The sequence below is a fragment of the Nonomuraea polychroma genome (genome assembly GCF_004011505.1).
Taxonomy (GTDB): Bacteria; Actinomycetota; Actinomycetes; order Streptosporangiales; family Streptosporangiaceae; genus Nonomuraea; species Nonomuraea polychroma.
In genome coordinates this window covers 371559-391014 of record NZ_SAUN01000001.1, presented here as the reverse complement: position 1 = coordinate 391014, position 19456 = coordinate 371559, and the positions used below count along the sequence as shown (strand labels likewise).

At 67.5% G+C, this 19456-nt stretch carries 20 protein-coding genes; 14 read left to right on the top strand and 6 right to left on the bottom strand.

Features of this window, described 5'->3' with window-relative positions; translation table 11 throughout:
* The first annotated feature begins 69 nt into the window (after positions 1–69).
* Both EDD27_RS01750 and EDD27_RS01745 read left to right on the top strand, forming a co-directional pair.
* Positions 70–834, top strand: coding sequence for an ABC transporter permease (locus tag EDD27_RS01750; protein ID WP_127930749.1), 765 nt, complete (start codon positions 70–72; stop codon positions 832–834).
* A gap of 142 nt (positions 835–976) precedes the next feature.
* Positions 977–1753: an ABC transporter permease subunit gene (locus tag EDD27_RS01745; protein WP_127930748.1), complete on the top strand. Its 777-nt coding sequence runs from the start codon at positions 977–979 to the stop codon at positions 1751–1753.
* A 178-nt stretch (positions 1754–1931) separates the two neighbouring features.
* Here the strand turns inward: EDD27_RS01745 and EDD27_RS01740 are convergent, their stop codons facing one another.
* The 3 genes from EDD27_RS01740 to EDD27_RS01730 form a co-directional block, all read right to left on the bottom strand.
* Positions 1932–3617 carry a ribonuclease J gene (locus EDD27_RS01740; RefSeq protein ID WP_127930747.1) on the bottom strand — a complete coding sequence of 562 codons (1686 nt, stop codon included), beginning with the start codon at positions 3615–3617 and terminating at the stop codon, positions 1932–1934.
* Positions 3618–3671: 54 nt separating this feature from the next.
* Entirely contained in the window at positions 3672–4589 is a 918-nt protein-coding gene (gene dapA / locus EDD27_RS01735; RefSeq protein WP_127930746.1) for a 4-hydroxy-tetrahydrodipicolinate synthase, read from the bottom strand.
* A 191-nt stretch (positions 4590–4780) separates the two neighbouring features.
* The gene (locus EDD27_RS01730; protein ID WP_127930745.1) at positions 4781–5227 is read right to left on the bottom strand and encodes a GNAT family N-acetyltransferase; all 447 of its coding nucleotides are present in this window, start codon (positions 5225–5227) and stop codon (positions 4781–4783) included.
* Between the two features lie 413 nt (positions 5228–5640).
* On the opposite strand from EDD27_RS01730, the gene EDD27_RS01725 reads away from it, so the two are divergent.
* The 3 genes from EDD27_RS01725 (at position 5641) to EDD27_RS01720 (ending at position 7870) form a co-directional block, all read left to right on the top strand.
* Positions 5641–6357, top strand: coding sequence for a GntR family transcriptional regulator (locus EDD27_RS01725; protein ID WP_127930744.1), 717 nt, complete (start codon positions 5641–5643; stop codon positions 6355–6357).
* Positions 6358–6755: 398 nt separating this feature from the next.
* The gene (locus EDD27_RS53845) at positions 6756–6914 is read left to right on the top strand and encodes a hypothetical protein (protein ID WP_164903431.1); all 159 of its coding nucleotides are present in this window, start codon (positions 6756–6758) and stop codon (positions 6912–6914) included.
* Between the two features lie 215 nt (positions 6915–7129).
* The gene (locus tag EDD27_RS01720) at positions 7130–7870 is read left to right on the top strand and encodes a JAB domain-containing protein (RefSeq protein WP_127930743.1); all 741 of its coding nucleotides are present in this window, start codon (positions 7130–7132) and stop codon (positions 7868–7870) included.
* A 647-nt stretch (positions 7871–8517) separates the two neighbouring features.
* Here the strand turns inward: EDD27_RS01720 and EDD27_RS01715 are convergent.
* Positions 8518–9060, bottom strand: coding sequence for a hypothetical protein (locus EDD27_RS01715; protein ID WP_127930742.1), 543 nt, complete (start codon positions 9058–9060; stop codon positions 8518–8520).
* A 474-nt stretch (positions 9061–9534) separates the two neighbouring features.
* Between EDD27_RS01715 and EDD27_RS01705 the strand changes: the two genes are divergently transcribed.
* Positions 9535–10041, top strand: coding sequence for a GntR family transcriptional regulator (locus EDD27_RS01705; RefSeq protein ID WP_241563810.1), 507 nt, complete (start codon positions 9535–9537; stop codon positions 10039–10041).
* 42 nt (positions 10042–10083) lie between these two features.
* Positions 10084–10563, top strand: coding sequence for a GntR family transcriptional regulator (locus tag EDD27_RS01700; RefSeq protein ID WP_127930740.1), 480 nt, complete (start codon positions 10084–10086; stop codon positions 10561–10563).
* A 242-nt stretch (positions 10564–10805) separates the two neighbouring features.
* Here the strand turns inward: EDD27_RS01700 and EDD27_RS01695 are convergent, their stop codons facing one another.
* Positions 10806–11756, bottom strand: a complete 951-nt coding sequence (locus EDD27_RS01695) for a hypothetical protein (RefSeq protein WP_241563809.1) — start codon at positions 11754–11756, stop codon at positions 10806–10808.
* 119 nt (positions 11757–11875) lie between these two features.
* Positions 11876–12805: a DMT family transporter gene (locus tag EDD27_RS01690; RefSeq protein WP_164903430.1), complete on the bottom strand. Its 930-nt coding sequence runs from the start codon at positions 12803–12805 to the stop codon at positions 11876–11878.
* Positions 12806–13097: 292 nt separating this feature from the next.
* Here EDD27_RS01690 and EDD27_RS01685 point away from each other — a divergent pair, with 292 nt between their 5' ends.
* The 7 genes from EDD27_RS01685 to EDD27_RS01655 all read left to right on the top strand — a co-directional run bounded on the left by EDD27_RS01685 (position 13098) and on the right by EDD27_RS01655 (position 19455).
* A complete protein-coding gene (locus EDD27_RS01685) occupies positions 13098–14561 on the top strand; it encodes an aminotransferase-like domain-containing protein (RefSeq protein WP_127930738.1) in 1464 nt (487 codons plus the stop codon).
* A gap of 247 nt (positions 14562–14808) precedes the next feature.
* Entirely contained in the window at positions 14809–15135 is a 327-nt protein-coding gene (locus EDD27_RS53840) for a hypothetical protein (protein WP_164903429.1), read from the top strand.
* Between the two features lie 58 nt (positions 15136–15193).
* On the top strand, positions 15194–15709 hold the full coding sequence (locus EDD27_RS01675; protein WP_127930737.1) for a CGNR zinc finger domain-containing protein: 516 nt from the start codon (positions 15194–15196) through the stop codon (positions 15707–15709).
* Positions 15710–15753: 44 nt separating this feature from the next.
* A complete protein-coding gene (locus tag EDD27_RS01670; RefSeq protein WP_164903428.1) occupies positions 15754–16362 on the top strand; it encodes a GNAT family N-acetyltransferase in 609 nt (202 codons plus the stop codon).
* Positions 16362–17237, top strand: coding sequence for a 1,4-dihydroxy-2-naphthoate polyprenyltransferase (locus EDD27_RS01665; RefSeq protein WP_127930736.1), 876 nt, complete (start codon positions 16362–16364; stop codon positions 17235–17237). Before EDD27_RS01670 ends, EDD27_RS01665 begins: the two co-directional genes overlap by 1 nt.
* A gap of 173 nt (positions 17238–17410) precedes the next feature.
* On the top strand, positions 17411–18124 hold the full coding sequence (locus tag EDD27_RS01660) for a GAF and ANTAR domain-containing protein (protein WP_127930735.1): 714 nt from the start codon (positions 17411–17413) through the stop codon (positions 18122–18124).
* An 83-nt stretch (positions 18125–18207) separates the two neighbouring features.
* Positions 18208–19455 (top strand): KAP family P-loop NTPase fold protein, encoded by a 1248-nt coding sequence (locus EDD27_RS01655; RefSeq protein WP_127930734.1) that lies wholly within the window; start codon positions 18208–18210, stop codon positions 19453–19455.
* Position 19456: the final 1 nt, after the last annotated feature.

The window sequence follows — 19456 nt, the reverse complement described above, 5'->3', positions numbered from 1 at the left end:
CTTTTCATCACTCGAAGACGCCTACATCGCACTGACCGCCCAGAGCGTCGAATACGGAGCGGCGTCACGATGAAAGCAGTCTTTTCTTCGGAGTGGCTGAAACTCCGCTCGGTGACCTCGACCTACCACGCAATCGGCGCGGCGACCCTCATGGCGGTCCTTGGCGTCGCGTGGACCCTATACGTGAGCGGCCTCGCCGATGAGCGGGGATCGATTCGGGCAGCGGCGCCGGAGGAGGGTTTTCTCCCGCTGGTCCAGATCAGCCTGGCGGTTCTCGGAGTGCTCGCGATCACGAACGAATACGCCACCGGCATGATCCGCACCAGCCTCATCAGCGTCCCGAAGCGCGGCACATTACTCCTGGCCAAGGCCGGCGTCATAGGCCTGACCACGTTCGCGGCCGCGAACGCCATCCTTCTGGTCACCTACTCGGCGAGCCGCCTGATCGCGAATGGCCGCCACCTGGGCTTCAACGACACCTCGTTTGCCGACGACCTGCCCAAGCTGCTCGCGTCGGGCTTGTCGGTGACCGCTCTGGCGCTGGTGGGCCTCGGCCTCGGCGCCGCCATCCGGTCAACGGCGGCGGCGATCGTGTCGGTCGTGGCGCTGCTGTTCGTCCTGCCCGGCGTCGTCAACTACCTCCCGCCGCCGTGGAACACCCGCGTGGCGACGCTGCTCCTGCCCAACCTCGTGCCGCAGATGGCGGACGAACGCCTGTCCACCCGCCTCGGCGACGGATTCCTGCCTCCAGGGGCCGCATTCACCGTCCTGATCGCTTACCCGATCGTCACCCTCGCCACCGGCTACTACCTGCTCAATCGGAGAGACGCTTGACCATGCCCGTCAACGACAGCCCCCGCTCCCTTCGCCGTCGCAAGCCCCACAACGCAGCCCGCGCCCATGCGATCGACCGGGCCGCCGCCGGCCCACCTGCTGCAGGACACACGACCTTTCCTACCGCGGAACGGACACCCGCATGAGCGTCCTCACTGCGGAATGGCTGAAGGTCCGCTCAGTCCGCTCAACCTACTTGATCATCGGCCTCAGCCTCGGCGCCATTCTCCTGGGCCTTGCACTCGCGGTAATGGCCGCCGGCATGTATGACAGCGCTCCCCCGGACAAGCGGCCCAGCGCCCGGATCGCCGACCTGGAAGAGGTCGTGGTGATCGTGCCCCAGTTGTGCATGGGCATCCTCGGCACGCTTGCCATAACGTCCGAATACGTCACCGGATTGATCAGAACGAGCCTGACCGTCGTCCCCCGACGCCGGCCCCTGCTCACCGCGAAAGCTACCGTTATCGGCGCCTTGGGGCTGATCGTCGGTCCGGCGACAGTCTTCGGGACGTACGCCGTCTCGCGATGGATCCTGGGCGACCGTTTTTCGGGCGCGTACGCCACAGCGTTCCTGGACCGACTCCCAGCGCTGACCGCCATCAGCCTCACAGTCCCGGTGTTCGCGCTGCTCGGCCTCGGTCTGGGCGCCCTGCTCCGCTCCACGGCCGCCGCCATCGCGATCATGACGGGGCTCGTCTATGTGATCCCCATCATCATCGGCAACATCCCGGAGCCCTGGAGCGAGCGTCTCGGCTCGATCATGATCGGAGCGCTCCCCCGCCAGATCACCGGCGACGGCAACGCCTCCTCGGTGTACGGCTCGCTCCTGTCGCCGGCCGCCGCCGCCGCGGTCCTGATCGCCTACGCGGCGCTTCCCCTGTTGACCGCGACCTGGCTACTACGCCGGAGAGATGCCTGAAATGCGGCCACTAGACCCGGTAACCGAAAATTCCCCCCGCTGCCCGCCAAAGAGCCAGTCCCCACCGCAGCTAGAAAAGCCGGACATCCATCACCAGAACATCCATTCCGTTGGTGGAGGGCTTCCCACTGGCGCGGCAGACGGAAACGCCTGCCGCACCATCAGGAAGTCAGGGTCCTCAGACCTCGAGCACCACAGGGATGATCATCGGCCGGCGGCGATACGTGTCGCTCACCCAGCGCCCGACCGTGCGCCGCACCACCCGGCGGATCTCCTGCATGTCGATCACACCGTCCGCGGCCTTCTCCTCGAGGGCCCGCTGGATCTGCGGAATGAACTGCTCGAACTGCAGAGGGTCGATGCCGGACCCACGCGCGTGTATCTCGGGCCCCGCGGTCAGCTTGCCCGTGTTGGAGTCGACCACGACCACGACGGAGATGAACCCCTCGTCGCCGAGGATCCTGCGATCCTTCAGCGAGGTGTCGGTGATCTCTCCCACGGAGGTGCCGTCCACGTAGACGTACCCCGCGTGCACCGCACCGACGATCTTCGCCCGGCCGTCGACCAGATCCACCACGACCCCGTCCTCGGCGATCACGATGTGATCGTCCGGGACGCCGGTGAGGGCGGCCAGCTTGGCGTGGGCGCGCAGGTGCCGCCACTCGCCGTGCACGGGCATGAAGTTGGACGGGCGGGTCAGGTTGAGGACGTAAAGGAGCTCGCCCGCAGCCGCGTGACCGGAAACGTGCACCTTTGCGTTGCCCTTGTGGACCACGCGGGCGCCCCACCTGGTCAGCCCGTTGATCACCTTGTTGACTGCGGTCTCGTTGCCGGGCACCAGCGACGAGGCCATCAGCACGGTGTCACCCTGGGCGATGCGGATCGGGTGATCGCGGTTGGCCATCCTCGACAGCGCCGCCATCGGCTCGCCCTGAGAGCCGGTGCAGATCAGCACCACGTCCTGCGGCGGCCACTCCTCGATGTCGCGCGAGTCGACGATCAGACCCGGCGGCACCTTGAGGTAGCCGAGGTCGCGGGCCACGCCCATGTTGCGCACCATGGACCGGCCGACGAGCGCGACCTTGCGGCTGTGCTTGGCGGCGGCGTCCATGACCTGCTGGATGCGGTGTACGTGCGAGGCGAAGCTGGCCACGATGACCCGCTGCTCGGAGGTGCGGATCACCTCGTCGATGACCGGCGCGATCTCCCGCTCGCTGGTGACGAACCCCGGCACCTCGGCGTTGGTGGAGTCGGACATCAGCAGGTCGACGCCCTCGGTGCCGAGCCTGGCGAAGCCGCCGAGGTCGGTGAGGCGCCCGTCGCTCGGCAACTGGTCCATGCGGAAGTCGCCGGTGTGCAGGACGATGCCCGCCGGCGTTCTGATCGCCACGGCCAGCGCGTCGGGGATGGAGTGGTTGACCGCGAGGAACTCGCAGTCGAAAGGTCCGAAGGCGTGCCGTTCGCCCTCGACGACCTCGCGTTTGGTCGGCTGGATCCGGTGCTCGGTCAGCTTGGCCTCGATCAGGGCCAGCGTGAGCCTGGATCCCACGAGCGGGATGTCGCGCCGCAAGCGCAGCAGATACGGCACCGCCCCGATGTGGTCCTCGTGGGCGTGCGTCAGCACCACGGCCTCGACGTCGTCGAGCCGGTCCCTGATGTACTCGAAGTCGGGCAGGATGAGATCGACGCCCGGCTGTTCGGGGTCGGGGAACAACACCCCGCAGTCGACGATCAGCAAGCGGCCGTCGTATTCGAAGACGGCCATGTTTCTGCCGATCTCCCCCAATCCGCCGAGCGCGACGATGCGCAGGCCGCCATCAGGCAGCGGCGGCGGAGGGCCAAGCTCAGGATGCGGGTGGCTCATGCTTGGCCCCCATGGTCAAATCGTGTGCTCAAAACTCCCGGTTCCTCCCCGTTCCTATGCGTCTGTCAACTTCACCCCGCCGGCTACCAGGCAAGCACGCAGCTCGGCGATTTGCTTCTCTGTGGCGTCCACGAGCGGCAGCCGTACCGGACCGACCGGCACGCCGACCATGCTCAGCGCCGCCTTCGCCATGATCGCGCCTCCGGCGCGCAGCATGATCCCGTCTACCACCGGGGACACCTGGCTGTGGATCGCGAGGGCCTGAGCGACGTCGCCGTTCTTGTGCAGGCGAATCATGCGTGCCAGCTCAGCCCCCACCACGTGCCCGACGACGCTGACGAACCCGGCCGCGCCGAGCGAGAGCCAGGCGAGATTGAGCAGGTCGTCGCCGGAGTAGAAGGCGAGATCCGTGGCCGACATCACCTGGCCGCCGGCGAACAGATCGCCCTTGGCGTCCTTCACTGCCACAATACGCTCGTGTTGCGCGAGCCTGATCAGGGTCTCCGTCTTGATCGGTACGCCACTGCGCCCCGGAATGTCATACAGCATCACGGGAAGATCGGTCGCGTCAGCAACGGCGGAGAAGTGCCGGTACAACCCCTCCTGCGGAGGCTTGTTGTAGTACGGCGTCACCACGAGCAATCCGTGAGCCCCGGCACGCGCCGCCTGCTTCGCGAGCTCGACGCTGTGGCGAGTGTCATTTGTGCCAGCGCCGGCCACCACGGTCGCGCGATCGCCGACCACCTCGAGGACGGCGCTGACGATGCGCTGCTTCTCCTCGTCGGAGGTGGTGGGCGACTCACCGGTCGTCCCGTTCACGATCAAGCCGTCGTTGTGCTGCTCATCCACCAGGTAGGTGGCCAGCCGGCGCACAGCGACGTAATCGACCTCACCATCAGCGGTGAACGGCGTGACCATGGCGGTCAGCATGCGGCCGAAGGGTGCGTCCGTGGTTCCAGTTGGCGATGCCATAGTGCGAACGCTACCTGGATTCGGAAATCCATTGGACGCCGCCACCCCGCTTTGCCTGCCTGGAGCCGCCTTTTGCCGCCCTTAGCCGGCTGTTCGAAGGGCGCTCCGCCGACGACTACCCCTCAAACCGCCCGCATGCGACGGCCATCGGCACACCACGCCGCCACGCACCCTTCCGTGCGCGAACGACCCTACAGAGGCAGTTCGATCTGATATCTGATGAAGCCCCGGTTCTCGGCCACCTTGTCGTACAGGCGGCGGGCCGTGCTGTTCGACTCATGCGTGTTCCAGTACACGCGCGAGCAGCCGCCCTCCCGCGCCCACCCGGTCACGGCTTCGATCAACGCACGTGCCACGCCCCTCCCGCGCACGTCCGGCACGGTGAACAGATCCTGCAGGTAGCAGACGTCAATGTCGGGCGCCGACGTGTTGCCATGGGTCAGGAAATGCGTGATCCCGACGAGCCTGCCGTCCATCCTCGCCCCGAAGGCATGCAGTCGCGTGTCCGCCTGGAACTCCGCCCATGCCCGCTCATACATCTCATCGGGCTCGCTCCGCTCATAGAAGTCGATGTACGCGCGGAACAGGCTTTCCCACGCGTTCCGATCGGACGGAAGGAGCTTGCCGATGCTGATCACTAGGTCTCCTCAGAAGGGCCTCAAACTGGGATAAGACGCCACAATCTAGGAGAAACCGCCGCCCGGCACCACGACCACTCCGCGGCGATCCGAGCTGACCACTTGCCCACACACCTCAAGAACTGCCCGCCATCGTGGACAGACCACCGCAAGCCTTGAGCCGATCAACGAGAGCCGCGGACCGCCAGCTCAGGAGGCGGGCATTGGAAGAGGTCGCCGATATGTGCTCGGGGGTACACACATCGACGACCTCTACCGGAGAATCGGCACCCCTTACATCCGCGTTACAGGGTTTCTCCGATAATTTTCGTCATCGCAAAGTTGGGACTCCAACTGTCATCGATGACGGTCGGTTACCTGCCGAATACGGCAACATGGGGCAACGCCTCACACGAACCCCCAGGGATGCACTAGTGGCCACCTCAGATCCGGTCTACCTGCGTGTCGTCGAAGACATCCGGCGACAGATAACCGACGGCAGCCTTCCCCCCGGCGCGCCCATTCCCTCACGCGCGCAGCTGACCCGCAAGTATCAGGTCGGCGAGACTGCCGCCCGTCACGCACTACGCGTGCTGGCGGGTGAAGGCCTCATCATCGGTCGCGTCGGCTCAGGCCATTACGTCAGAGAACGCCCCGACCTGACCACGCTGCACCGATGGCGTTACCTCGACCACCCCGCCCCGTTCGCGGCCGACCTGCAGTCACAGGGCAGGCGCGTGACCTGGGACTGGCACAGTGAGCCGGCCGAAGCAGGACCCGACATCGCCAGACGGCTCCGTCTCAAAGAGACGACCCCGCTCACGAAAACGCGTTACGTCTACCGCGCCGACGGCAGACCCCTCCAACTCGCCACCTCCTACGAGCCGCTCGAATTCGCCGCCCACTCGGACGAGGAACGGCGGAGCCTGGTCGCCAGGATGTACGCGCACGGCATAAAGATCACCGAGGTCGTCGAGAGCGTGCACACCCGCGTTCCCCGCCCCACCGAGAGCGACGCGCTGGACTTGGCGGCAGGCGTTCATGTGCTGCATGTCGAACGCACACACTGGGCGGGCGACCGTCCCGTGGAGACGAGCGACATCGTCATCCCGGGCGACCGTTTCCGGGTGACGTACAGCATGCCCATCTAAAACGGAAGGCTCCGGGCAGGCCCGCCTCCCGCCCGGAGCCTCCGCCCCGCCCCTGCCGGAAACCACCTCCCGCGCTGGTCAACTCCAGGAAGAGACGCCCGGCGGCATCTCCGCACGTTGCGCCGACGACAGCACAACGATCACACTCTTCCCGCAGGCATGCCCGGTCTCGACCCCATGCCGGAGCCTCACCAACCTCCTGATCCGCTGACGCTGGAGCCGTGCACCGCACGAGCTGTGCGCTCCCCCGCCATCGAAACGACGGCCTTGCCGCGGCTGTGCCCATTCGCGAAATCCCGGTACGCCTCCTCCGCGTCCGAGAGCCGATACCGGCCACTGACCAGCCGGGCTCGTACGGTCGATCGCCCGGGCAGCAAAGCGCCGGCAAAGCAGCGCCTGTGAGGTTCCCCATCACCACGCTCACCGTGAGAGCGTCCCAGCCGAGCGAGGCCGACAAGTCGCCCCCTGACCGCAGCCGCCCCTATCCAGGGACGCCCCGGGGGAGGTCGCCGCCCAACCGCAACGCCCCGCCCGGGGACGAGGACGGCCACTCCTGACCGGAACGCGACCCGACAAGGACGACCACCCTCGACCAGGAACGCGATCCGACGAGAACGACCACCCTCGACGCCACTGCCCGCAGGCGCGGCCCGCAGGCGCGGCGCCGCCTGACCGCCCACCATTCCAGCAGGCAACCACCCAGAAACTGACGACGAACGCGCAGGTCAGAGATTGTCGGTCCGCGTTGATACAACGGTCGCGGAGGTTGCCGATGCGACTCAAAGACCTGTCAAAACACGACCGGCCACGCGAACGGCTCATGTCCAGGGGCGCGAATGCCCTGGCCGACCGTGAGCTGCTGGCCGTGCTGCTCGGCTCGGGATTCCGCGGCTCGAGCGCCCTCGACCTGGCCACCCACGTGATCGACCACTGCGGAGACCTGGCCGGGCTCGGCCGCTCCGACCCGCATCGGCTGCTCACCGTGCCGGGCGTCGGCCCGGCCAAGGCCGCGAGGGTCGCCGCGGCCTTCCATCTCGCGCAGCGCGCGAGGGCCTGGCCCGAGCGGGAGCGCATCACCAGCACGTCGGACCTGGCCAACCAATGCGCTCCACTCCTGCATGGCCATACCCAGGAGCGCCTCGTCATGGTGGTGTGCGACACCGGCGGCCGCGTGCTGAAACGCTCGATCGTGACCGAGGGCGGCGCCGACCACACGGCGATGCCGATTCGCGAGATGATCACAGAGGTGCTCACCACAGGCGGCGCGATCTTCGGCCTCGCCCACAACCACCCGAGCGGCTCCCTCGACCCGAGCGCCGCCGATGTGGAGGCGACGTCACGTCTCATCGAGGCAGCGGAAACAGTCGGCCTGCGACTCCTCGACCACCTGATCATCACAGACGCCGCCTGGAGACGTATCCCCATCGAAACCCATTCCACCCACCCACCGAACGTCAAAGGGAATGATCCCGTGTATAGCGCCGAACAGCAGTTTTCCAAGCGCAGGCCATGAGAGCCTAATGGCGCGGGTAGGCCGATTCGGACGTCAGCCGGCCATTACTCGTCGTGGCCTGGTCCTGCGCCCCTGGCGGGCACGGGACCATGTCCACGGTTCCGCGCCAACCCCAGGCGGGGCGTATTTCGGTCGCGTCGGCGGTTCCCATTGGCCGGGGCGCGTCGCCTGGGGTTGCGCGAAGGCACACAGCGCGTGAAGAACAGCGGCTTCACGCGCTTTGGCAGGGGTGCCCGCATACGGCAAATCTGTGCAGTTGCCCCAATGCGGGCACCCCTGCCACACCCTCATTCCGTTATCGATCATACTGCATCTGTCTATGCCCATAATTCGGACGCAACTCTACGGATTAGCAGCAAATAGCTCAGGCCATCAGTCAGGTTTTTCCGCGCTGAACGCTCGGAGAGCCCAAGCGGGGCGGACACATTCGGTCATAGCAATAACGCGAGAGGCGCGGCACTCTTGGACGACACCTGCCAGGAACATGATCATTGTAGCCTGTCTGATCAGACTTTCAGGTGTCTCGCCAGGTTGGGGCGGATTCGCTGGCGAGGCGTCGGGTCATGAGATCCATCATCGCAATGTGGATCACGCGTCCGAGCGGGCGGGCAGGGCGTCGTAGTCGCGAACCAGGCGGAGGTCGAGCATCAGGCAGCCCGTAGTTCGCTCGACCGCCCAACGCCGCAGAAGGCGGTGAATCCGCAGGTAGCGGGATCGCGGCGGACGACCTCAGCGTCGACGTCGAGGGCGACGCGGTCTTGGATGGCCTTGGTGCGGCAGGCACTGCCGGCCCGGTCTTGGCGATGGTTGGGTTCTCTGCGGCGACCGGACCGACAGAGGAGTCCGGCGGCACCGTCCGGCAGGGTGGTGGCGGTGAGTAGCACGGCGATCAACAGGCTGAGGGGGTCGGTGACGATGCTGCGGTTGCGGCCGGCGATCTTCTTGCCCTCGTCGTAGCTCTGATTGCAGGCCGATACGTTGGCGGAGGTCTTGACACGCCGGGCGACGATGACGCGGCCGTCGAGTTCGGGATCGCGGCCCTCGGCGGTGCGGACTAAGCACCGGAGCAGGCCGCTGAGCCGGGCGAAGGATTCCGTCGCGTTGCCAGGCGACGGAATAGCCGTAGACCGTCTGCCAGGGTGGGTACTCGTGCGGCTGCTAGCGCCTAGGGACGCCTGCGCGGTCGACATAAACGATGGCGCTCAGAATCGCACAGCTCGCCTTGATCACCAAGCCATACGTCCCGGCTCGGCGGCGGCAGGAGAGCCGGGACGTACGTCACCAGGCCAAGCCCTCCATCAGCTTCGTCCACATGATCAACGCTTTGGCGTACCGGAACGGCTCGCTTTCGTCCACAAGCACCCTTGCGCCCAGCCGTTGCGTCCTACGGATGAAGAGCTGACCCCCGGCCTGGCACAGTTCGTAGAACGTGGGCTGACAGTCGCACGTGTACGCCCGAACACGCACGCGGCCGGCAGTCGGTTGAACGGGGGCCCACCTCAGCACCGTGCGGTTGGGGCGCGGCTCCGGCACGTGAATGCCGAGACAGGAGTCGTTACTTGGAGGCGGAAGAAGTTCGGCCATGCAAAGAGAATACGTCTGGTTGTCTCCTCCTGTCTACAAGTAAGGAGCGCTCTGCCTATATAGGCCGAACGATATGAGGCGTGTTGTACCTCTTGGCCTATGTTGCCTATGTGCTCGACTACGACGGTGACACTCACATCTACCTTCAGATCGCCGAAATCCTTCGGCGCCGAGTCTCCGGGCTGTCGTCCGGGCACCCCGTGCCTAGCGAGGCGGACATCCAGCAGGAGTTCGGGGTCGCCAGGACCACCGCCAGACGCGCGATTCACGTGCTGCGCGAGGAAGGGCTCGTCTACACCGTTCAGGGAGAAGGCGCCTTCGTCGGCACACCCGACGAAGCCCCTCGCAAGCAGCGAAAAGTACCGCTCTACCAGCAAATCGCGACAGACCTCGCCGAGCAGATCAAGGCAGGAGAGTACCTACCGAGACGGCCTATACCAGGAGAGTCCGCACTAGTGCAGCAGTACGGCGTTGCCCGGGAGACGGTGCGGCGCGCCATGGCGCTCTTGCGCGAGCAAGGGTGGATCTACACCGTTGCTCAGCGCGGCAGCTACGTCTCTCCCAAGGAGTCGTGGCCCCAGGCGTGATGTCTCCTCGCCTGCTTGTATCGAGACGTCTATGGTATGAGCATGCTCGACCGTTACGGGCCTGTCCCGCTCTACATGCAGGTCGCCGAGATCATCGAGGAACAGATCGCCAGTGGGATGCTGCCCGCAGGAGAGGCCGTCCCGAGCGAGGCGGCTTTGGAGGCCGAGTACGGCATAGCAAGGACCACCGCGCGAAGAGTGGCACGCGAGCTCCGCCAGCGTCAGCTCGTCCATACCGTTCAAGGCGAGGGCACGTTCGTCGGTCTTCTCGGCGTGCCCCGCGTAAAGGAGACGCGAGCCGTATACGTGGTCATCGCAAACGACATCGTTGCTCGGATCAAACGCGGTGAGCTCCGACCGAATCGGGCAATACCCAGCGAGAAGACGCTGATGCGGCGGCACGGGGTGGCCAAGGTCACGGCACGGAAGGCCGTCGCGCACCTGCGGGAGCAGGGATGGGTCTTCACAGTGCCTTACCGTGGCACCTACGTGTCGGATCCAGGGGCCTGGCCCAAGGAATAGCCGATCCCTCCCACGTGAGCGCTGCGTACGCCGTCAACTCGACTCGCGTGATCTCTACTTCCGCCGCCCGTCACCAGTGTCGTCTCCGTCCCTACGCCTCGAGCTCGAGGGCGAGGAGCCCGGCGGTGGCGGTCTTCTCCCCCCGCCAGGACCAGGTCGGTCAGGCGGGTACGAAGCGCGCCGGGCGTGCCGAATTCGAGGACCTCTATGTCCGTCCCATGCGGGGCCGATGGCGGCCGGTATCAGAAGACCGGGATGATCTCCTCGGGGTCGATGAACTCAACGGGTACGCCTTCCAGGTCCAGTTCGGGAATGGCGGGGAAGGCTATGCCCCAGCGTTCGACGATGGCGCGGATCCTGGCCATGGCGACGCGCCAGTTCTCCGCCTGTTCCTCATACGACAACACACCCAGTCCGGCGTCCCTGGCGTGGTTCATGAGGACGCGGTGGTTGGAGAGGAAGTAGGGCGGGAGCTCCCAGAAGCCTTCCGGAGGCTCCCAGAGGATCATGCTGAGGAAGACGAAGCCGGCTCTGAGCTGGCGGGTGATGAGGCTGCGGGTGTCGTCCGTGAGGCCCGGCCATTCGTTTTCCAGGATGGTCATGCAGATCTGGAGGTGGCGGGACTCGTCGCGGCCGATGCGCTGGAACATCTCGCTGAAGACTGGGTGCTGAGTCCCCGACGCCATGCCTCTGAACAGCGTGGAAGCCGCCATCTCGCCCATCATGAAACTGGTGAAGAGGACGGGGAGCGAGTATTTGCCCACGGCGGCGGTGTAGCCGTTCCAGTAGCGGCCGCCGTTGTGATAGAGCCAGCCGATGTTGTTGTGGGCGGCCGATTCGAGGTCGTCCGACGGGGTCCAGTTGAGCGGGCCACCCGGCCAGAGTTTGGCTATGGTGCGCTGGCAGCACTCCTCGTGGTTCATCTCGTCGCGGGTGATGGAGAAGAAGCACTTCCTGACCGGGTCCTCTTCGTGTTTCTCGAAGGCCTGGATGGTGGCGCGGGCGAAGACGGCCGGTCCGGAGGCGTCGAAGTTGGCGAGGACCGCGAACCAGTACATGATCCCGAGGCGCTGCTCCCGGGTGAAGTCCTCCGCCTTCAGGCCGTCCCACGGAAGATCGGCCGGATTCCACACCATGCGCTTGGACTTCTCGTAGATGGCGGCGAGTTTCTCCGTCTCGACACGCCATTCCATGGGATAGATGTTGGGTTGCGGGATCTCCGGCGCAGGCCAGAAGCCACCCTCTGGGATTGTGAGGTCCGCCATTGTTGTGACACCTCCTCCCCCAATCCTGCGGTGAGGCGTCACGGCTTTCAAGTACGGGCGCGCTGAGTGATGGCCACACAGACGAGTACGGCCAGTGCTGCGGCCACGGTGACCAGGCCGAATCTCTCCCCCATGAGGAACCACGCCCAGAGCAGAGTCAGGAGGGGTTGGGTGAGCTGGGTTTGGCCGGCTCTGGCTATGCCGCCCTTGGCCAGGCCCGCGTACCAGGGGAAGAAGCCCAGGAACATGGAGATGGCGGATACGTAGACGAAGCCGGCGATGGCCTGGGGCGTGAAGGTGATGGGGGTGGTCAGGGCCAGGAGGGCCGTTATCGGGGCCGTCAGAGGAAGGGAGAGGACAAGGGCGTAGGAGATCACCTGCCAGCCCGCGTGGTCGCGGGACAGCCGGCCGCCTTCCGTGTAGCCGATCGCGGCTGAGATCAGGGCGGCGAGGAGCAGCAGGTCGGGCCAGGATGCGCTGCCCTGGTGCTGGGTGAAGGTGAACGTGGTGATGGCGATGGCGCCGGCTCCGCAGGCCGCCCAGAACAGGGGCCGAGGGCGTTCGCCCGCTCTCACCACGGCGCAGACGGCCGTGACTGCGGGGAGGAGTGCTATGACCACGGCGGCGTGGGATGTGCTCGCTCCCAGAGCCAGGGCCAGGCCGCTGAAGACCGGGAAGCCGAACACCACGCCGACGGAGATCAGGCCGTAGGGGCGCCAGAGGGGTCTCGGGGGGAGGAGGGGGTTGCCGGTGGCTTTCAGGCAGACCAGGGCCAGCACGCCGGCGATGGCGGCCCGGCCGATCGCGACCAGCCAGGGATCGAATCCCTCCATGGCGTAGACGGTCGCCGGGAAGGAGCCGGAGAAAGCCAAGACGCCCAGGAAGGCCAGGGCCGTGCCCTGGCGACGGGGGTGGTGGTGGGGACGCTCGTGCTGGTGCGGTCCGCTGGCGGAGTGCGGTCCGCCGCGCTGGTGCACGATGTCGTGGCGCTGCGTGTCGTCGCGGGGGTTGCGGGGCTGCGCGTCCTGGAGTGGCCGGGTCGTGCGATGGCGTGCATGGACGTCCGGTCGTTGGCGTCCGTCGCGCGGCGAAGCGGCTTGAACGAGGGCCGCGGTCGGAGCGGAGGCCAAATCCGAGGCAGCGGCCGAACCCGGAGCAGGGGGCGGAGTGGGTGGCGGGGCCGGATCAGGGACCGGAGCGGGGGTGGTGACCGGACTATGGGGCGGGACCGCTACTCCGTCGGATGCAGTAGCGCTATTCTTATCTTTCATGAACAACGATAGCAGTATCGCCCAGATCGCCGCGATACTGCGCGAAGAGGCCGCTCGCCTCGGCCCCGGCTCGCGGCTGCCGTCCAGCCGGGAGATCATGCGCAGGCACAACGTCAGCCCCGTCACCGTGTCGCGCGCCATCGGCCAGTTGGCGGCCGAGGGCAGGGTCGTCACGAAACCGGGCAGCGGCGCCTTCGTAGCGCAGCAGCACCAGGTCACGACAGGGCAGGACAGTGCCGACCTGTCCTGGCAGACGGTCGCGCTCGGGGACCGGGTGGTCGACGACGGTCCCGTGGCGGCGTTGCTGGCGTCGGCCCCCGAGGGGGTGGTGCCGCTGACCGGCGGCTACTTGCCTCCGGGGCTACGGCCGGACAAGCAACTGGGTGCCGCGGCGGCGCGGGCCGTACGACGGCCGGACGCCTGGGACAAGCCGCCTCTGACGGGGCTCCCCGAGCTGAGGCGGTGGTTCGCGGCCCAGGCGGGCGGCGACGTGACCGCGGCCGACGCCTTGATCGTCAGCGGCGGCCAGGCGGCGCTCACGCACGCGTTCAGGGCGCTGGCGGCCCCCGGCACGCCGGTGCTGGTCGAGACCCCCACGTACCCCGGCGCTCTGGCGGCGGCCAAGGCAGCCGGGCTGCGCGCGACGGCCGTACCCATGGACAGAGACGGTGTACGTCCGGAGCTGCTTGCCGAGGCGTTCGCCGTCACCGGGGCCCGCGTGTTCTTCTGCCAGCCCACGTTGCACAACCCGACCGGGGCCACCCTGCCCGTCGAGCGCAGGGAGCAGGTGCTGCAGGTGGCCCGGGCGGCGGGGGCGTTCGTGATCGAGGATGACTTCGCCCGTTATCTGACCGAGCACGCGCCGCCATCGCTCGCCTCCATGGATCAGCACGGGACGGTCGTCAATGTGGGCTCGCTGACGAAGATCCTTTCGCCGAGCATGCGGGTGGCCGCGGTGATCGCCCGTGGCCCGGCCGCGCACCGGCTGCGGGCCAGCCAGCTCGTGGAGTCGTTCTTCGTGGCACGGCCGCTGCAGGAGACGGCGCTGGAGTTCGTCGGGTCGCCGGCCTGGCGGCGGCACCTGGCGGCCGTGCACGCCGAGCTCAGAACGCGGCGCGACGCGCTCGCAACCGCACTCGCCGCACGCATGCCCGAGGCGGAGCTCCATCTGCTGCCGATCGGCGGGATGCATCTGTGGGTACGCCTGCCGGCGGACGCCGACGAGCACGCCCTGGCCGAGGCCGCCCGGCGGAACGGCGTGCTGGTGAGCCCGGGCCGGATGTATTACCCGTCGGAACCGCCCGGACCCCGGATCAGGGTGACGCACATCGCGGCCACCCATCTGGCGGAGTTGCACGAGGGGGTACGCCGCCTCGCGGAGGCCCTGGCGCAGGTCCGGCACCCGCCCACGCCGATGACGCCGCTGACTGACGACGACACAGCTCGATCCGTCCGAGCCTGACCACCGACCCGACGACCGCCCGGCGACGAGCCACTGGCGTGACAGCGGCCGCTGGTGGCCCGCAACGAGCAAGGGCGGCCAGACGGCGGGGGCCTACGAAGCGCGAACGGCGGTCGGTGGTTACGGACGGCGATCGCGCGCGCCACAGGCGGCGGGCGGGGCAGGCGGGTGCGGCGACACAGTGGCTGCGGCAGGCCAGCGAGCGGGCGGCGGCCCGCGAACAGCCAGCGCGCGATGGTGGTAGACGGTGGGCGCGCGATGGGCGGTCGCGTGCGGCGCGGTGGCGATCGGCGCGGTGGCGATCGGCGCGGTGGCGGTCGCGGTCGGGGCCGTCACGGGCAGCGCGGTGGCGATCGGCGGTGAGAGTGGGCGGTTGGTGGCAAGCCGGGAGGCGGTCAGTGGCAAGCCGGCAGGCGGCGCACGGTGGCGGTGGGTGGTGGATGGCAGACGGGGGCGGGCGGTGGGATGTCGGCGGACGTGGGCCGCGGACGGGGGGCCGACGGTCGGCGGACGCGAGCGACGGACGGGCGCCGGACGCGAGCGACGGACGGGCGCCGGGCGCGAGCGACGGTAGCCGGGCTGTCAGGGGTTAGCGGCCGGGTTGTGATCACAATGCCAGTAGAGTGGCGGGCATGTCGTTCTTCGCGGAGCTCATCCGAGACTTCGTGAACACCTACGACGTCGAATCCGACACCGACGAGCTCTCCTCCCCCGCCGACCTGGCCCTCTGGTTGCGCGAGCGCGACCTCATAGCCCCCCGCGACCGCGCCACCGACGACGACCTCCACAGCGCCCACGCCCTCCGCGAAGGCCTCAGGGCGGCTCTCAGACGCGAGCAGGCCGACCTCCCCGCCCTCCCGCTGCAGGTGCGCATCCGGACCGATGGCGTCCCGGAGCTGGTGCCTGCGCGCGGCGGTGTGCCTGGCGGCCTGGCCAGGATCGCGGCCGCGATGGTCGGGCCGGGGTGGGACCGGCTCAAGGTGTGCGCCGAAGGAACCTGTCAGTGGGCGTTCATCGACTCTTCGAAGAACCGTTCCCGCTCGTGGTGTTCTATGCGCGTATGCGGCAACCGCACCAAGACACGGGCTTACCGGGCGAGGAAGCGGGGTTCGCGTCGTCTCTCAGTGTCAAACACCGATACGGTGTAACTCGTGCCTTGTGGCACGAACGGCAGGCGAAGGAGCGGGCCGAGATGGCAGACGTAGGCGTCCGGGCGGCCCGGCGCGAGGATGTGCTCCAGGTTGCGAATTGTCAGATCCGCGCCTGGCGCTACGGCTATCGGGACTTCCTCCCTGAAGGGCCGCTGGAGCAGATGACCGGCCCGGCAGCGGAGAAGATGTGGCTGCGGCAGTGGGACGAGGCGATCGTCGCCCCGCCCACCCCCATGCATCGGGTGCTGGTGGCGGTGGAGACCATCCTCGACACCGAGGGCTTTCCGGCGCTCGGCGCGGGCGGCAGCGCCGCCCTGGTCACCCCTCGCGGCGGCGAGCGCGTGGTGGGCCTGGCCTCGCACGCTCCGGCCGAGGATCCGGACCTCGACCCCAGCGTGGTGGCCGAGATGCTGACGCTGCTGGTCGACCCCGACTTCGTCCGCAGGGGCCACGGGAGCCGCCTGCTCAACGCCACGGTCGACTACCTGCGTGACGACGGCTTCCGGCAGATCGTCACCTGGGTGTTCGCCGACAACCACGCGGTGCTCGGCTTCCTGGAGTCGGCCGGTTGGGGCGAGGACATGGCCGAACGCGTCCTGGACATGGGCCGCCCGATCAGGATGGTCCGGCTCACGACGGATATCAGCTGATGGCCACTCCCGCACAGTGGATCGCGGGCGCACGCCCGCGCACCCTCCCCAACGCCATCGTGCCCGTCATGGTCGGCACCGGCGTGGCGATCGGCGAGGGCGGCTTCGTGTGGTGGCGGGCGATCCTGGCGCTGTTAGTGGCGCTTTCGCTGCAGATCGGCGTCAACTACGCCAATGACTACAGCGACGGCATCCGCGGCACCGACGACCAGCGAGTCGGCCCGATGCGGCTGGTGGGCTCGCGGGCGGCCACGCCGCGGGAAGTGCTGATCGCCGCACTGGGCAGTTTCGCGCTCGCGGCGGTGCTGGGCCTGGTCCTGGTGCTGGTCACGCAGGCATGGTGGGTGCTGCTGGTGGGCGCGGCGGCGATCGCGGCCGCCTGGTTCTACACCGGCGGCAAGCGCCCGTACGGCTACCGCGGGCTCGGCGAGCTGGCCGTGTTCGTGTTCTTCGGTATCGTCCCCGTAGTCGGGACGGCGTACGTGCAGACGGAGGCGCTGAGCTGGGCCGCGTTCCTGGCCTCGATCCCGGTGGGGCTGCTGTCGTGCTCCATGCTCGTGGTGAACAACCTGCGTGACGTGGGGACCGACAAGCAGGCCGGAAAGCGTACGCTGGCGGTCGTGCTGGGGGCGGAGCGCACCCGGACGCTGTATGTGGTGTGCCAGGTGGTGCCGTTCGTGGTGGCACTGGCGATGGTGCCGATCACGCCGTGGGCGGCGCTCGTGCTGCTGGCCGCGCCACTAGCGATCAGCCCGATCAGGACCGTGCTGAGCAAGGCCGTGGGTCCTGCGCTGATCGCGGTGCTGCAGCAGACGGGCAAGCTGCAGATGGCGTACGGCTTGCTGTTGTCCGTGGGTCTCGCGATCGCCTTCTGACGAGCGTCCGTCTTTCTGACGAGCGTCCATCTTCTGACGAACGCCAATATGCTGCCGAGCATCGCGGGACGGCGGCATGACACGCTAGCCTAAGAATCCCTTACTGGGGCAGTGTTTTTAGTCAAGTGGTCCGGAGAAGTGGCCCGCCGCAGCACCTAGCGCGAGGGATCTAGTTGAACCGGCCTAGTGCGCCCACCGACATCGAGGAGTTCGAAAGGGCACTCGCTGAGTGCGTCACCATCGCCTCTCACGCGATGCCCGACTCCCCAATGGTCAGCATCGCACTGCCCGCCGAGCAGGGCCTGCGTACCGTCGCCTGCTCACACGCCCGGGCCGAGCTGCTCGACGAGCTGCAGTCGGCCACCGGGCAGGGGCCTGGACTCGACGCGCTGGACACCGGAGAGCCGGTGACGGCCACCAACCTCGGGGCGGACTCCCGTTGGCGCCGGTTCGCGGCCGAGTCGGGCCTGCTCAGCCTGCACTCGGAGCCCCTGAAGTCCGAAGGCAGGATGCTGGGCGTGCTCACGCTCTACTCGGGCCGGAGCGGCGGCTTCAGCGAGGAGACGCGGGTCGCCGTCCGCGTGACCGCCGGCCACATCGGCGTGCTGTTCCGTACGGCCGCCGACGCCGCGCGCATGCGGGAGGTCGCCGCGCAGCTCAAGGACGCGCTGACCACGCGCGCGATCATCGACCAGGCGCTCGGCATCCTCATGGCACAGCGCCGGTGCACGTCCCACCAGGCGTTCGAGGTGCTCCGGCACGTCTCCCAGGACAGGAACGTCAAGCTGCACCAGGTCGCGGCCACGATCGTGGAGAAGGTGACCGGCGAGCCCCCGCAGCGCTCCCGTTTCGAGGACCCGCCCCCGCGCAAGGTGGGCCGGACCTAGCCGGTCCGGCACGTGTTATCACAGTTCGATAACCACAGGCATTCAGGGGCCTTGACGATGCATCCTCTTCCCAAGGGGGGACGATGCCCGATATCGCAATGCTCTCTGACGCGCCGGTCAATTGGCACGGTGACCTTCTCCAGTTTCGCCGGTACGTCGATCCGCTCGTTTCGGTCATTACCAATCCCCGTACGCAGACGCCGTTTACCATCGGCGTTTACGGCGCCTGGGGATCCGGAAAGTCCACCCTGCTGAAAATGGTGGACGATCGGCTTTTGGACCGGCACGGCGACGAGTTCGTCCGCGTGCATTTCAACCCCTGGGTGCACCGCCGCGAGCCGCAGATGCTGCTCCCCCTCCTGAACGCCCTGCACACCGAGCTCAACGAGGACCCCAAGCAACGCTTCGCCGACACCGCCAAGCGGCTTGGCGCGATCATGCTCAATCTGGCCGCCGACGAGATGCTCAAGAAGATCAACCTGGGCTCGGCGAGCGTGGAGAAGATCGGCAAGCTCGCCCAGCAGTACGCCGAGATGCGCGGCCAGGTCGACAGCCAGACCGGCCGCCTGCGCACGCTGCTGCAGAAGGAAGCCGACCGCTTGGCCGAAAAAGGCCGAAAAATCATCTTCTTCATCGATGACCTCGACCGGTGCGAGCCCGACCAGATCATCGACGTATTGGAGTCGATCAAGCTGTTCCTGGACATCGAACACGTCTTCGTGCTGATCGCGCTGGCCAAGGACGTGGTGGACCGGGGCGTGTCGATCAAATACCAGCCGTTCGGCTTCACCGCCACGGACCGCCTGGGCGATGAGTACCTGGACAAGATGATCCAGCTCCCGCTGCACCTCTATCCGCTCGGCCCCGCCGAGGTGGGCCGCTTCATCCTGGAATCCGGCCCCGGAGAGCTGGCCGGTGCGCACGTGAAAACGCTGGAGAAGATCGTCTCCGCCAATCCACGCAAGATCAAACGCGTGCTCAACCTGTTGCGCGTGACCGAGGCGATCATCGCGGGCACCCCCGGCCTGGCCGGCCTGGACAAGGGGCTGGTCATCCGCCTGGTGGTGCTCCGCGTGCAGAGCCCGGAGCTGTTCACGGACGTGGTCCGCACCCCTTCCCTCCTCGTGGCGCTCGAGCTGGTCTACCAGGGCAAACTCAATGGCACGTCACCGGAAGTGGACAAGCGCTTCAAATCGCATGCCTCGCTCATACGAAGAGCGTTGGACAGGCACCACTACTCCCACGACTTCCTGGCGCCGCTCTTCGCCGATTCCCGCTTCGAGGCGTTCGAGGACGAGCTGCCCGTCTACCTGACCATGATCGGGGGGTGAG

Excerpts from the sequence above, each read along its gene's own strand:
- EDD27_RS01695 (WP_241563809.1), bottom strand. The coding sequence starts at position 11,756 with ATGGAATGGCGTGTCGAGACGGAGAAACTCGCCGCCATCTACGAGAAG.
- EDD27_RS01700 (WP_127930740.1), top strand. The coding sequence starts at position 10,084 with ATGCTCGACCGTTACGGGCCTGTCCCGCTCTACATGCAGGTCGCCGAG.
- EDD27_RS01720 (WP_127930743.1), top strand. The coding sequence starts at position 7,130 with ATGCGACTCAAAGACCTGTCAAAACACGACCGGCCACGCGAACGGCTC.
- EDD27_RS01665 (WP_127930736.1), top strand. The coding sequence starts at position 16,362 with ATGGCCACTCCCGCACAGTGGATCGCGGGCGCACGCCCGCGCACCCTC.
- EDD27_RS01750 (WP_127930749.1), top strand. The coding sequence starts at position 70 with ATGAAAGCAGTCTTTTCTTCGGAGTGGCTGAAACTCCGCTCGGTGACC.
- dapA (WP_127930746.1), bottom strand. The coding sequence starts at position 4,589 with ATGGCATCGCCAACTGGAACCACGGACGCACCCTTCGGCCGCATGCTG.
- EDD27_RS01675 (WP_127930737.1), top strand. The coding sequence starts at position 15,194 with ATGTCGTTCTTCGCGGAGCTCATCCGAGACTTCGTGAACACCTACGAC.
- EDD27_RS01745 (WP_127930748.1), top strand. The coding sequence starts at position 977 with ATGAGCGTCCTCACTGCGGAATGGCTGAAGGTCCGCTCAGTCCGCTCA.
- EDD27_RS01655 (WP_127930734.1), top strand. The coding sequence starts at position 18,208 with ATGCCCGATATCGCAATGCTCTCTGACGCGCCGGTCAATTGGCACGGT.
- EDD27_RS01670 (WP_164903428.1), top strand. The coding sequence starts at position 15,754 with ATGGCAGACGTAGGCGTCCGGGCGGCCCGGCGCGAGGATGTGCTCCAG.
- EDD27_RS01715 (WP_127930742.1), bottom strand. The coding sequence starts at position 9,060 with ATGTCGACCGCGCAGGCGTCCCTAGGCGCTAGCAGCCGCACGAGTACC.
- EDD27_RS01740 (WP_127930747.1), bottom strand. The coding sequence starts at position 3,617 with ATGAGCCACCCGCATCCTGAGCTTGGCCCTCCGCCGCCGCTGCCTGAT.
- EDD27_RS01685 (WP_127930738.1), top strand. The coding sequence starts at position 13,098 with ATGAACAACGATAGCAGTATCGCCCAGATCGCCGCGATACTGCGCGAA.